10 protein-coding genes are annotated in these 13,641 nt (G+C 46.9%); 1 reads left to right on the top strand and 9 read right to left on the bottom strand.

Annotated elements, in window-relative coordinates; translation table 11 throughout:
- Positions 1–21 precede the first annotated feature (21 nt).
- The 7 genes from MHH49_RS02260 to MHH49_RS02290 are packed head-to-tail and all read right to left on the bottom strand — an operon-like array spanning position 22 to position 10,213.
- On the bottom strand, positions 22–831 hold the full coding sequence (locus MHH49_RS02260; RefSeq protein WP_038569480.1) for a polysaccharide deacetylase family protein: 810 nt from the start codon (positions 829–831) through the stop codon (positions 22–24).
- Positions 832–852: 21 nt separating this feature from the next.
- A complete protein-coding gene (locus MHH49_RS02265) occupies positions 853–1,560 on the bottom strand; it encodes a DUF1961 family protein (RefSeq protein WP_341137853.1) in 708 nt (235 codons plus the stop codon).
- Positions 1,561–1,587: 27 nt separating this feature from the next.
- Entirely contained in the window at positions 1,588–4,206 is a 2,619-nt protein-coding gene (locus MHH49_RS02270) for an exo-rhamnogalacturonan lyase family protein (RefSeq protein ID WP_445667550.1), read from the bottom strand.
- 46 nt (positions 4,207–4,252) lie between these two features.
- Positions 4,253–6,667 carry a helix-turn-helix domain-containing protein gene (locus tag MHH49_RS02275; protein ID WP_081389379.1) on the bottom strand — a complete coding sequence of 805 codons (2,415 nt, stop codon included), beginning with the start codon at positions 6,665–6,667 and terminating at the stop codon, positions 4,253–4,255.
- 51 nt (positions 6,668–6,718) lie between these two features.
- A complete protein-coding gene (locus MHH49_RS02280; protein ID WP_076275353.1) occupies positions 6,719–8,305 on the bottom strand; it encodes an extracellular solute-binding protein in 1,587 nt (528 codons plus the stop codon).
- 34 nt (positions 8,306–8,339) lie between these two features.
- Complete coding sequence (locus MHH49_RS02285; RefSeq protein WP_036675671.1) at positions 8,340–9,224, bottom strand: carbohydrate ABC transporter permease; 885 nt, start codon at positions 9,222–9,224, stop codon at positions 8,340–8,342.
- 17 nt (positions 9,225–9,241) lie between these two features.
- A complete protein-coding gene (locus tag MHH49_RS02290; RefSeq protein WP_341137854.1) occupies positions 9,242–10,213 on the bottom strand; it encodes an ABC transporter permease in 972 nt (323 codons plus the stop codon).
- 264 nt (positions 10,214–10,477) lie between these two features.
- Here MHH49_RS02290 and MHH49_RS02295 point away from each other — a divergent pair, with 264 nt between their 5' ends.
- Positions 10,478–12,469 (top strand): beta-galactosidase, encoded by a 1,992-nt coding sequence (locus tag MHH49_RS02295; protein WP_036675674.1) that lies wholly within the window; start codon positions 10,478–10,480, stop codon positions 12,467–12,469.
- Positions 12,470–12,544: 75 nt separating this feature from the next.
- Here MHH49_RS02295 and fucU read toward each other — a convergent pair whose 3' ends face one another.
- Positions 12,545–12,973 carry an L-fucose mutarotase gene (fucU, locus tag MHH49_RS02300; RefSeq protein WP_036675675.1) on the bottom strand — a complete coding sequence of 143 codons (429 nt, stop codon included), beginning with the start codon at positions 12,971–12,973 and terminating at the stop codon, positions 12,545–12,547.
- Between the two features lie 11 nt (positions 12,974–12,984).
- On the bottom strand, positions 12,985–13,635 hold the full coding sequence (locus tag MHH49_RS02305; RefSeq protein ID WP_038569477.1) for a class II aldolase/adducin family protein: 651 nt from the start codon (positions 13,633–13,635) through the stop codon (positions 12,985–12,987).
- Between the last annotated feature and the right edge of the window lie 6 nt (positions 13,636–13,641).

Consider the following 13,641-nt stretch of genomic DNA (forward strand, 5'->3'; position numbering starts at 1 on the left):
CCTCCTGTCTTCTCTCTTCGATTAGATCTCAGGGAAACGGACGGTTTGTCCGCCTGCTACTTCTATAATCACACCGTCGATTTCCAGCCAGACAGATACCGCTCCCGGATTATATACAAAATCCCTAGCAGCGGAGAAAATAAGGGCTTCACAAGCCTTCATATAATGAACGAGTTCAATATTTGTGGCGTACCAGATTTCCTCCAGTCCTCCCACTGCTTCACAGAAGCTTTCCATCAGCTCCCAGTTATTATCGTTATCAAATTCATAACTATGGCCCCACACATACATCAGATATAAATACTGCCGTTTATGCAGCTTCACGAACTGCTCCGCATGCTCCAGCAAATGATCATTATGATGGCAAGTCCCCCGCCATTCCAGCCAATCCTCCGGCAGCCCAAAGCCGCCGCCAGTGGTCTGTACCACACGGGCATATTCCATGCCTAAATGAGGCAAAAGCTTCTTTATCTCCTTGTTAAAGGAACCGTTAGGATAAGACATTCCCCGTATCGGCACCTGGAGTAGCGTCTCAAAATATTTTCGATCCTCCATAATCTCATGGATGATTTGCTCCTGCGGACAACGGGCCAGCGTCGGATGGTGTTGCGTATGGACAGATACTTCATGTCCCTGGTACAGCTCAGTTATTTCATCTGCCGTAATACGATCACCTTCACCCAGCAGGCCAGAATTGAGATGAAATGTTCCTCTAATCCCATGGCGGTTAAATAGTCCAACCAATCTTTCGTCAGCCCGTCTGCCGTCATCATAGCTCATTGTAAGCGCCTTATGTCTGCCCTCAGGGTAACAATAATAAATAATAGACATCAATCTGAAGCCTCCTTCGCATTACTGTCCAAAAACCGTCAGATTCGAGTATTCAGCAATCAGGGGTGCCATCTGTCGGAACCCAATTTTCCCGCCTGTCAGTAGCGGCCCATAGGTTTCACCATCATCTATCCATGTAAAAATCGGCAGTTCATTGATTGCAAAAGACAGCATAGGGCCACGTTTCACCACTAACATCCGGTAGGGCTCAGTCATGTCGCTGACGTCCGGAAGCGGATCGGCTGCCTGCGCAACCAGATGAAAACCATAACTTTTGCGCAAATTACAGGTGTGAAATTCACGTTCTTCCACCCAACGCCTGCGAAAATACGAGATATGATACGTGTCTATCTGCCCGTGATGGTATTGATCATATTCACCCGTACGGCGAGCAAGCGTGGAATCAAATAAATCCTTCCCACCCTCTCCTTTGGCCGCTATAAACAAAATCGCCAACCCCGGCTCACACAATGGGCGGAATTTCCACGATACGGCGAGGTCTGCCGGGAACTCCTCTGGACACCAGAGAACGACATTTGCTTGTTGTCCGGCCTCGGCATGGATAGTGCTCTCTAATCTCATTCGTTGCAAAGGGAAGGAAACCGTTCCCTCTCCCTCCATCTGGAATCCAGCGATATCACTAGTTGAAGCGAGGGGATTATGGTAGATTGGTTTCCATGCTTCAGGGATCAAACCACCTATACCCGTGTCCTGCATCGGCCTAGCCATAAATCATTCCTCCCCACAATGAAGCCTTCAATTCGCGAGTTCCGGTATAGCACTACCGATTAATTCCAAGGCAATGATCGTATTTAAAGACCACTGCGAGGCTTCATTTGTATTCATCCAATCGATCTCATTTAACTCAGTCATATAAGTGACCCGATCAGCTTCCTCCTGTAGATTCACACAACCAAATGGATTCTCCAGCAAAATCGTCCAACACCGCTCTGCCGTCGCCGGATCCTTGCGGTAATATGCTCCATATGCAGCAATGGCTACGCTGAGCACAGGATGCTCAAAACGGAGTTTTCCTGAAATCAACCCTCCTGTAAATGCGTCCTTCTCTTCTTGTGGCAAATTATAAAATACGCCGAACTCAGCCAGCATATCTTCCCAGTCCGAGTCCTCCAGCATTGCCGCCAGCTCGAACCACACCTGCGGACCTCCCATACTAATCGCTAGATGACGCCCCCAGTTATCGTCGCCCATTCCCGACAATAGGCCAGTTGCCGGATCATACCCATATGTGGGACCAGATAAAAGCCGTAAATTTGCCCTTTTGATGCAATTCATGCCTGTTATAATCTTGTCACGATAAGCGGTATCCTCGAACCGCTCCCAGCGGGTCATCCAATTAGAGCTAAAGGCCGCCCAGTCCGGACCCACCCTAACATGAGTGGGGAATTCATCCTTCGGAAAATACGCCCGCATCGGGTCCAGAGTAACTGTTGAATAATCAGCATCCTTTACACTGTCCATAATATCGCCGACCCGCTCGTCTCCGGTCAGATAATAATAGTAGCGATGCAGACCCGCCATAGCGATACGAGCCTCTTTGCAGCCGCAGCCCCAGTGGATGACATTATGCCGCGAGCCTAGTCCGGCGTATTCGCCAAAATGATATACATCTACCTCACTCGTATGCCTGGTCATAGCTTCGGCCATTCGGAACACATCCGCTCTCCCGGACCGGAGAAACGTTACCCACAACCACATATTTGGCACCAGCTCGGAATTCTGCCAGGCACAGCCACCGAGATCATAGTTCCATACATGTCTGACCGGATCGTAGCTGTGCATGAAATCTCCGTAGTCCCAAAAACCGTACCATTTGCGCTGCTCGATCTCTTCCTTGTAAAAGGAGATGATCCCGTCCAGCCGCTCTTCCAGATACACCTTGGCTGGCGTGCTCCGATCAGGCAAACTCCAGAAACCAAAAGCACCCGCTTCATGATAATAAGTTGGTTCACAAACCAGCAATGAAGGTTCTTCAGCTTCTGCCTGCATCCGCTGCAACAATTCAGGCCCGGGAGTCTGCGCCGTACACCAGAATGTTAGCTCGCTAGTATTAGCGATACCAAATGGAGTGGCCCGTAATTCTTCTGCACCTTCATACGAGGATTCCACATGTGTTTTTGTATCATAATGCCGCAAGTCCATAGCTGCCGCATCAGGTGACCAGAACCAGACAGTAAGAGCTGCCGCATCTGTGGCAGTGGAACCAATCTCCATTCCTGCCGGATGCTTACGCCAGAAATTCTTCATCCCGACGGCTAGCCCTCCACCCTCTGCTCCAACATAACCAAGCCCACCTGCCCGGCGGCCTTCTGCTGCCTTGATCCAAGCGCACCCATCCTCTGTCCGCTTCCAGATCCCATAATGCTCGGAAGAATCTTGAACCAGCCGAAAGCTGCCCCAAGTCGCGGAGTCATCCAATAAACTAAGGAAATAGGCATCCTCTTCTGGATCAAATTTCACAGCACATCCTGCTACCTGATCGACGAATAAATCACGGTACTTACCTTTGGTTCGCCGTGTATGCAACGTCTTAGGAGACTCGCTAAACAAGCCGCTATCTCCGGCAAAACGAACATGGCGGTTGTAAAGCGGTCCACGCAGCGGCACTGTGAATTCTATTCCTAATCCTTTAATAAAATCCTGCTGTGGATTACCGTCATAATGAAACGTATGAACTAATCGAATAGACTCCAGCCCAGCATAAAAATATAAACGTAACGTATAGGGAAGCCACTCACGAGCATTGTGTGAAGCTTGGTGAAGTCCCTCTAGCTTCACCACTGCGCGAACAGGTCCGTCCTGTTCAAGGATGGCACTTAACGTTCGTCCTGTGAATCGCTCCTCACGTATGCTCAGGGTGCCAGCACCCTCATCTCTCTGTTCACGTATACATACAAGCTCTCCATTACTGCATACTTCGGTTCCTTCCGTGTCCGCCGGATTTCTGCGCACAATACTGCGGATAAGACCCTTCCCCTGCTTGTTAACCGTGCAAATAATAACACCTGTATCTATAATGAAAGCTTCCTCTGTTTCCTGCACAGTTAGTCGCTCAGTCATTTCCGTAGCTGGAGCCGCTTGATTTATTGTCATTGTCGCTAAGGAATCCTGCTGAATATCCGAATTTTTGTTTACTGCCGAGTGCGTGGACCATTTGATGCTCCCGTCAGGCCAAAAAGCTGCCGGCCAGCTTTGCAGCGGCACAAGCTTTTCGTTCTTCGGCATACTTAAGCAGAGATTCTTTAACGATTCCCTGTCGAGCGCTCCTTTTTTCCAAGGAACCCCCCAGGTAACACCCACATCAATAGCGGGCTTTTTTAGCCAATGCAGGCTAATCGGCAGAGCCGTAGGCACAACAACCATCTCCTTTATACGTTCTTCGCCGCACGTCCACTTACTTTTAAAGAGCTTCATTATTATGGCTTAGCTCTCTATAGCGGCTTGGGGTTATTCCCTCTTGTTTCTTAAAAATCCGGTTAAAATAGCTATGCTGATAACCCACCTGTTCAGCTACATCGTTAATTCGCAGCGAGGTATCACGCAGCAGCTCCTTGGCTTTATCAAGCCGCAATTCGGTCAGATAATCAATGAAATTTTTCCCGGTGACCCGTTTGAATGATTTACTCAGTAAAAATGGGCTGATCCCTGTATAATCCGCACATCCATCCAGCGAAATATTATCCATATAATGCTCATTGATATACATCATGGCATGCTCAATCGTCCGTTTGATTCCGGCATCAGAACGCTCGCTCAGCTCCGTCAGATACGGTGCGACTACCTTTTCCTGAAACCAGGCAAGGATAAGCTTCGGCTCATGAATTTGCGACAGTGCCGCGTACAGATTAGCCCCTTTGAACAGTTGGTTTGGATGAATGCCTGAGACCATAATGGCGTGCTGAATACTGCCTAACAAATGAAGCATGCCCTGCTGCACATCAATCACTTTTGCCCCATTGGCACACAGTGCCTCCAGAAATTCCTCCAACAGCCGGTAAGCCTCTTCCGCTTCTCCTGTGCGCAGGGCCTGAATCATTCCGCGCTCCAAAGTGAACGAATATTGCGGTTCAGGCGTACTTTGCCCCTCACGATCCAGTAGCTCCATATTAATAATCTGGTTCTCACCACCAAACTGGCGATAACTAGCGGCTTGCTTCGCAGCCTCGAACGCTAGCGGAATACCGGATATCCTTCCAACCGGTGCACTAAACGCCACTGTTACCCTCATTTTTAACATGCGATTAATCGTTCCTGTCAGTTCTTCGCTAAAGGCTTGCACCGCTTCCAGCGATGGATTCGCAACGGGTTCGATAAGAAGTAATCCTGCCGTGAGATCATGGAAATTGATAATATCAGCCTGCTTAAAGTGCTCGGCAGACAATTCTCCGATAATATTGACGGCGGCGAATGATACAAGACTTTCATCACCGTTGCGGAACTTCCCCTCCTGGCTGGAGATGCCTGTAAGCTGAATATAAAGAATAATATAATGACAATCCTCTACTTCCCACTTAAAACGCCGCATCCGGCTTTGCAGATCCTGCTCAGAATAAGAATATAAATACCCCTGAAACAGCTGATGCAGGAAGCTTTCCTTCACATGTGGAAGCTGCTCGGAAAGAGTGTACTTCAGGGCATGGCTCTCCCCGTGCAAGTTCTGCCAATGCCGTTCAATCAGAATGAACTCATCCTCCCTACTCGCAGCCGCCGCTTGGTCAGGCAACAAAGTCTGCAGCAACCGTCCTATCGGTGAATAGATTTTACGGGAAGCAAACCAAGACAGAATCGCCGCCAGCAGCAAAGCACTAAAGCTAACTAAAAATATCAGTCTCGAAATGAAGACGACAGGTGAAGTTATGCTGGTTATCGGTGAAGCGGACACATAGAGCCAATCTGCGGAGAGTCGGGAAAACTCACCATAAGTCACTGCATATGTAGCCTTACCCCAGTCGAAGAGAAAAGAGGACTCAAGATTTGACTCATGGTTCGCGCTCCGTTTCACAATCTCATTATGCAATGCGGTAAGTAAGGGAGAATCCTCGGCACTGTCTCCAGCAGATACGTACAAATCCCCCGTCGTCTGCAGCAAAAATGTCTCGCCGCTATTATAAGGTGTCATAGTTCGTAGCATCGCAGCTACTTTCTCCGTATCCATGCGGAGCAAAAGAGCCCCGAAGGGCTTCAAGCTTCCGCCCGGAATATGATGGACAAGCGTTAATTCTTTGACATTTGGTTTATTGGGATCGAATGCCCACTGCGTCCAATAGGTGCTTTGTTCAGTATCAATCAATTTGTCATATTGACCCGATACCGCGCTGGAGTCAATCGTGCCATATTCGGGATTAAATAGTAATGGATGATCTCCTGATAGATAGAGTTCAACGTTACTCGTCATCGTGTTCGAGCCCTGCATCACTACGAGTGTCTTCGTAATATCCCAAGCCCGCTCATGATCCTGAATAAAATCAAGGCCATTCAAGCTGTAATCAAACTTGGGATCAAAGGCCCAATGTGCCAGCATCAGCTCCAGATTGGACAGTTGATCATCAATATTAGCCGCCCGCTGTTCAATCTGCCTGTTATGCATCTGCAGCAGCTCGCTCTCCAGGCGTCCCCCTGCCATCCAGTAGACAAGCGCACCAATAATAAACCCCGGAATGGATGACACCACCAGCATAATGATCAGATTTTTACGATAATATCGGCCCTTACAGCCTGACCAGCCTTTTGTATAACGCTTCCATTTCGCCACATTTCTCATCACTATGCTCTCACCAGCCGAATCAGATAAATTTGAAGTGCAATCGAACCACATTCGTTTTGCTCCTCAGATCCTTTCCAGCCGGATAAAAGCACTAGGAAGGATCTAGTGGTCAGCCTTAGCGTATAACTCGTTCATTTCCTTAACTAAATCATCTCCACCTGTTTTTCTCCATACATCAAATGCTGATTTCAATTCAGCTTCATCAATTTGTCCTACAATATACTTTATGCGTGCATCATTAATTACATTGTCAAGTTGAGCACCCTTTTGGGAATATACTGTGGAAATAAAGGCCTCTGCCGGATTAACCACGATCGAAGCTTCATTTGCTTTCTGAACTTCGATTTGTTTAAGCCGCAGCGGTGTCTGAGCTACAGTCTTGGATTTGTCCTCAGGTATAAAGGCCAGAATTTGGTTTAACCCTTCCACTTCTGACTCCAGAAGGACAGTGTCTTTGGAGCGTTCAATAAAACCATCCACCATAGTGTAGTGAGTACCTTCCAAACCAAAACCTAACATCGTTTGTAATTCCGGATTATTGATTTGATCTAGAAAAGCCAGTACCCGTTTCAGTTCTTCTTCGCTCTTCACAGATGATTTTGGAATAGCCAGCATGCCCGAGAAACCAGAGGTCGGCAATGTATGTAGCTTGCCATCCGTACCTGTTACGCCCCCGCTTACATCTACATAATGTTTATCCGGTTCGTCTTTGCCTTCTTTTTCTAGCGCAGCGTGAATTTTATCATCCACCCGGGCACCTGTATCGACCACATCGACGATTACTCCTGCCTTATTGTTCACGATCGGATCTGTCCATTTGGCACTATCCATAACTGCGAAGTCGGAGTTGATCAATTTCTCATCATACAGCTTCTTCATGAACTTAAGCGCTTCCAAATATTCTGGATATTCATGCTCAGGCACCAGCTTGCCATCTTGCACGCCCCATTTATTCGGTGTTCCAAACCATAACTTAATAGTATCAAAACCGCTGGCCCACTGGCCGCTCCATTTGACCAGCACCATGCCATAAGTATCCTCTTTACCATTGCCGTCTGGATCTTTTTCCTTGAACGCTTTCAGCATATTGTAGAAATCATCTACCGTCTGCGGTGTTTGCAGCCCCACCTTCTCCAGCCAATCCTTACGGAAAACCATACCGTTACGGCCGAGTACACGCCCCCGATAGATTCCGTAATTCTTCCCATCAATAGCCGAGTTTTTCAGAATAACCGGGTTCGCTTGGCTTAAATTCGGATAATCCTTAAGATAAGGCCCTACTTCCCAGAATGCGCCCGATTTGGCAGCGTTCACAAAACTAGAAGCCTTAACATCCCCCACGTAGATAATAGTCGGCAGCTTCCCAGAAGCTAGCGTAATATTAAATTTATCTGCATAAGATGCGTTCGGGACCCACTCAAAGTGGATTTTTGTGTGGGTCTGTTTCTCCAGTTCAGCAGCAACCGGACTGCCATCCTTCGGATAATTTGTTTTGAATATCGGCAGCATGAGGGTCAGATCCAGCGGGGACTCGCTTTTCTCTTCTCCAGTATTACTACTCCCCTCACTTTTGCTGTTAGAACCTGCAGATTCATTACCTGAGCAACCTGCAACAACAGTGGTAACCATCATAGCCACAAGTAAAAGTAACAACCAGCGCTTCTTTTTTACCGAACGATTAGCTTCCATTATTATACCTCCAAATTGGAATAAGTTAAGTTTGCTATCCTTTAACAGAACCCAGCATCACCCCTTTAGCGAAATGTTTTTGCAGAAATGGGTACACACATAAAATTGGTAGAGTACCTACTACAATAACCGCCATTTTAATCGACTGCTCCGGTGGCTGCACAAAGCTCGGATCCATAGAACTCATATCGCCAGCTGCAGATTGGGACAACATTACGATCTGTCGCAGCATCACCTGCAAAGGCCATTTTGTCGGATCCGTAATGTAGAGCAGTGCCGAGAAGAAATTGTTCCAATGTCCCACAGCATAGAACAACGTAAATGTAGCAAGAACCGGTTTGGATAACGGAAGGACTATCTTCCACAACAAGCCCAGCTCAGAACAACCATCAATACGCGCCGCTTCTTCCATTTCTATAGGCAGCTCCTGAAAAAAGTTTTTGACAATAATCAGGTTAAAGGCGCTAATTGCTCCCGGTAAAATAAGAGAATTGAGCGTATCCAGCAGATGCAGTTCCCGAATGACGAGATAGGTTGGAATCATTCCTCCACCGAACAGCATCGTAAAAATAACAAGGTTGAGTACCAAATTACGGCCCATCAGATATCGTTTTGCCATCGGATAAGCCATTGTTACCGTGAAGAATAAATTAACGACAGTTCCGATTACCGTAACATAAATAGAAACCCCTATACTGCGCATAATCGTATCTGTTGAAAAGATAAATCGGTAGGCGTCAAATGAAATCGTGGTCGGGATCAGGAATACGGCACGTTTAGTAATTTCCGCATCTGTAGCGAAGGAGCCCGAAACCACAAAGAGGAAAGGGAGAATCGCTACGATTCCGATAATCCCTAAAAATATATAATTGAATACATCAAATGCAGTTCCACCCGTACTCTTGTATTGTTTGGCCACAGCAAGCTACTCCCTTCTCAATAAAGTCCGGATTCACCAAATTTTTTGGCGATCCAATTCGTCCCGAGCACAAGCGTCACACCGATTATTGATTTGAATAATCCAACAGCCGTACTGTAACTAAAAGCTCCCTGGGTGATTCCCAGTGCGTATACATAGGTATCGAACACCTCCCCTACTTCACGATTAAGAGCATTCATCATTAAATAAATTTGTTCAAAACCGTTATCCAAAATCGTTCCCATCCGAAGAATAAGTAAAATAACGATTGTACTGCGAATAGCAGGCAACGTAATATGCCAAATCTGCCGCCACCTGTTCGCACCGTCTACTACCGCAGCCTCATACTGCTCCACATCTACACCGGCCAGCGCTGCCAAAAATATAATCGTCCCCCAGCCGCACTCCTTCCAGATCGTCTGGAGAATAATCAATGGACGGAACCAGTCGGGATTAGCTAGAAAGTCTATTTTCCTGCCTGTAAACGTATACAAAAACTCATTTACAGTCCCGCCTTCCGTAGTTAGAAATACATAGCTCATACTGGCCACAATGACCATGGATATAAAGTGCGGAACATAAATCATCGTTTGTATCGTCTTTTTATAGAAGGAAAGCCGTATTTCGTTTAGAAGCAGTGCCAGAATAATCGGCGCCGGAAAAAAGAAAATCAAATTATAAAACGATAACAATAACGTATTGCGCAGCAGCATAAAGAAATCGGGATTCTGGAAAAAAACACGAAAATGCTCAAAATCTACCCATTCACTTTTCTGAAAACCAAGAAACGGCTGGTAATTCTTAAAAGCCAACAGCACGCCCCACATCGGAACATATTTGAAAACAAGAAAATAAAGGACTCCAGGGAGCAGCAGAATATATAACCATTTATCACGTTTAAAACGTTTCCATCTTCTTACCCGGATATTTCGATAGGTCTGCGGCTTTGGCTGTTGTTCTGCAGTTCCCGGAACTGTTACGTGCTTCATCCTGTTCACCTCCATTTGTCATGTACAGCTCGCGATTACTGTAGCCATGGATTACTGCAATCACCCTTACTGCGACTCCTATTATGCTGCTAGTGATTTTTTCCAGCAATCGGACTTTTTTGAACGCTCTATATAAGCTAAAAATCCCATTTTATCTAAAAAGTCCAAACCGCGCAAAAGTTTACTATTGCCCGCAAGACCCTAACAACCTATGATTCCAAGTGATGATTTCCAGCAAATGTTTGCCTTAAAGGGGGAGCTGAATTGAAGAACAAGTTATACTATGGTGCTGCTTGGTATCCCGAACTATGGAGTGAAGAGGTGCTTGAGCAGGACATCCTTCTAATGAAAGAAACGGGGATTAATATCGTACGAATCGGAGAATTCATTTGGTCTGCCTTGGAGCCAGAAGAAGATAAGATTGATATCCGTCCCGTCGTGAAATATATCGAAAGGTTACATAGAAACGGAATTGACACAGTAATGTGTACGCCGACACCTACACCCCCCATTTGGCTTACCCATGGACATCCTGAGCGCTGTTATGTGGATGAGAGCGGAACGGTAATGGGACATGGAGCACGGCAGCATATCTGTACGAACAATCCTTATTTTCGTGAGCGGGCTGCCATCATTACGGAGCATATTGCCAAGGAGACCGGAGCACTTCCGGGGTTAACCGCCTGGCAGCTCGATAACGAATTCAAAGCGCATGTGGCGGAGTGCATGTGTGAAACCTGTAAAGGCTTATGGCATATCTGGTTGCAGCAGCGCTACAGCTCCATTGAAAAGTTGAATGAGGCATGGGGAACAGCCGTCTGGAGCCAAACTTATCAACGTTTTGATCAGGTGCCACAGCCAGGACCCGCACCTTTCCTCCACAATTCATCTCTGCGGACGATGTACCGCTTATTTTCAATGGAAAAAATCGCTGAATTCGCCGATGAGCAGGCTGATATTATCCGCCGCCACTCCTCTGCACCAATTACCCACAACAGCAGTGTCGCTTTTCATCTAGATAATGAGCGGCTATTTCAGAATCTCGACTTTGCCGCCTACGACACTTATGCCTCACAGGAAAATATGCATGCTTATCTGCTTAACTGTGATCTATGGCGAAATTTCAAGCCGGGAAAAGATTTCTGGATAATGGAGACAGGACCCTCGTTTGCCGCATCTCTAGTAAGTTTTGGTGTGCCACATCCGAACGGATATCTGAAGGCAGAAGCGGTTGCCGCCTATGCGCTGGGTGCAGGTGCATTTTGCTATTGGCTCTGGCGCCAGCATACTTCCGGAAGTGAACAAACACATAGCTCGATCCTTAGTGCCTGGGGAGAACCAGCTCTAGGGTACGATAATGTGCTGGAGGCCAATCAAGCACGGCAAGAAATTGAACAAATTATGCTCTCCACCCGGCCCCTTCGGGCAGATGTTGCGATTACCTATTCGGACAGAACCAAAGCTTATCTCGCAACTGAACCTCATCGGAAGCTAAATTATCGTAGTCTGCTGGGCGATTTCTACAAAAGAATTCTACATATGGGTATTCACCGGGATCTGCTGCCCGAAGGCGGTGACTTAACCGGATACAAGCTGTTATTCACTCCATTCGTACATTATTTGTCCCCCGAGTATGTGGAAAGTGCGCTGGCCTTCACAGCAGCTGGCGGGATTTGGATTGTCGGTCCTCTTACCGGAGGACGAACGAAGGAGCATACCCTTCATAGGAATGCCGGACTTGGGGAATTGGAGCGATTAGCAGGAGTCAAAACTAAGTTTATCTATCCGCTGGAATTAACAGGCACGATTGGACACGCTTTTGGGGTATCTGCTCCCTTGTCCATGTGGAGTTCTGTTTTTGAACCCGTTTCAGAGTCCGCTTCCAGTCTCGGAATGATTACGGAGGGGGTGACGCCGGGTTTGTCCTTCCTGACGGAGCAGCCTTACGGACAAGGTACTATTGTTATGCTGGGTTCAATGCCTGCCGGTGAAGAAGGTGACCTAATGTTATGTAAACTTATTGATCATTATGCAGAACGTACTGGTGTTACCGTACGCAGTGATGTCACTAAGGGAACCCTTGTCTGCCCTAGAAGCAATGACCAAGGTACCGAAGTGTGGACCATTGTAAATATGGATGGACACGGGGGAAGTCTCACACTCCCGCGGGACGGACATGATGTTCTCTCAGGCAAATCCGTGGCCTGCGGCCCCCTCTCCCTTGGTGCATATGAGTACAGAGTAATCCGGTTATAAATACTTATCCTTACAGCATAAAAAGCCGCTAACTCCTTGGTCACCCAAGCGGTTAGCGGCTTCATTTCCGTTATTTTAACTTTTAATAACGCCTTTTTTAAGAATAACATTCCCATACAATGCTTCTTCACCAGTAACTATAACCGCATAACTTTGCTTAGAACGGTTATAGAAATCAAAACGTTCCTCATGTTTAATCGTCGCTTCAGCATCATGTTTGGCAATGATAGTCTCGTATGTGGACCAGATGACCGGTACAGTTGGATCTCCAGCCACCACTGCCATAAAAGCCACCTGTTGCTCTGCATAATGATCCAGAGGTAACAACTCTAAGATGGCATCCAGCAGGTCAGGAATACCGATGCCATCATATCTCAGTACCCTCGGATTCAACGAATGTCCGGGATAATTCGCATCAGCCAATACAAGCTCATCCCCATGACCCATTTCCATCAGAATGCGCACCAGCTCCGGAGACAGCAGCTTAGGAATTCCTTTTAACATAAGGCACCTCTTTACTTCCCATAAAATGATCGCAACGCTACCAGCTCATCAATCCGATGCTGCGGCAATTCTCTCTCCCCGCCAATCATCCGGGTAATGAAGGTGAGCTTGGCGGTATACTCAAGCCGCTCCATGTTCAGATATGCTTCCATAACATCTTCTCCCCAAGTAAGGGCTCCATGATTCTCGAGCAGGACCGCAGTTTTTTTGCCCAGGAAAGGCATCAGTGAATCTGGAATTTCTTCCGTCGATGGTGTTCCATATTCCGCCAATGGAATATCTCCGATCATGATCACCGACTCTGGCATCATCATCTTGTCGAGCGCCTCACCTTTTATGGCAAATGCAGTAGCATACGGGGGATGTGCATGGACCACACCCTTCATCTCTGGCAGCTCATTATAAATTCTTAGATGCATTTTCGCTTCCGTTGAGGGTCTGTAGCCTTCAGCTGCTTCAAGGACTTCACCTTGCAAATTCACTTTCACAAGCATATGAGGCTCTAAATATCCCTTACTCACCGCTCTGGGGGTAGTCAGAATTACATTCTCTGATAAGCGAGCAGAAATATTCCCATCATTAGCCGCGATAAAATCTTTATTAAACAGGTTTCTCCCGATATCACAAATCTGCAAACGTAATTTTTGTTCCAATGTATCCATAGGGTT

Origin of the sequence: Paenibacillus sp. FSL F4-0122 (assembly GCF_038002845.1) — a bacterium.
Lineage (GTDB): Bacteria > Bacillota > Bacilli > Paenibacillales > Paenibacillaceae > Paenibacillus_AQ > Paenibacillus_AQ odorifer.

Bases quoted from the DNA above. Each gene is read 5' to 3' on its own strand.
- MHH49_RS02275 (WP_081389379.1), bottom strand. From the start codon at position 6,667: ATGTGGTTCGATTGCACTTCAAATTTATCTGATTCGGCTGGTGAGAGC.
- MHH49_RS02290 (WP_341137854.1), bottom strand. From the start codon at position 10,213: ATGAAGCACGTAACAGTTCCGGGAACTGCAGAACAACAGCCAAAGCCG.
- fucU (WP_036675675.1), bottom strand. From the start codon at position 12,973: ATGTTAAAAGGAATTCCTAAGCTGCTGTCTCCGGAGCTGGTGCGCATT.
- MHH49_RS02280 (WP_076275353.1), bottom strand. From the start codon at position 8,305: ATGGAAGCTAATCGTTCGGTAAAAAAGAAGCGCTGGTTGTTACTTTTA.
- MHH49_RS02260 (WP_038569480.1), bottom strand. From the start codon at position 831: ATGTCTATTATTTATTATTGTTACCCTGAGGGCAGACATAAGGCGCTT.
- MHH49_RS02305 (WP_038569477.1), bottom strand. From the start codon at position 13,635: ATGGATACATTGGAACAAAAATTACGTTTGCAGATTTGTGATATCGGG.
- MHH49_RS02265 (WP_341137853.1), bottom strand. From the start codon at position 1,560: ATGGCTAGGCCGATGCAGGACACGGGTATAGGTGGTTTGATCCCTGAA.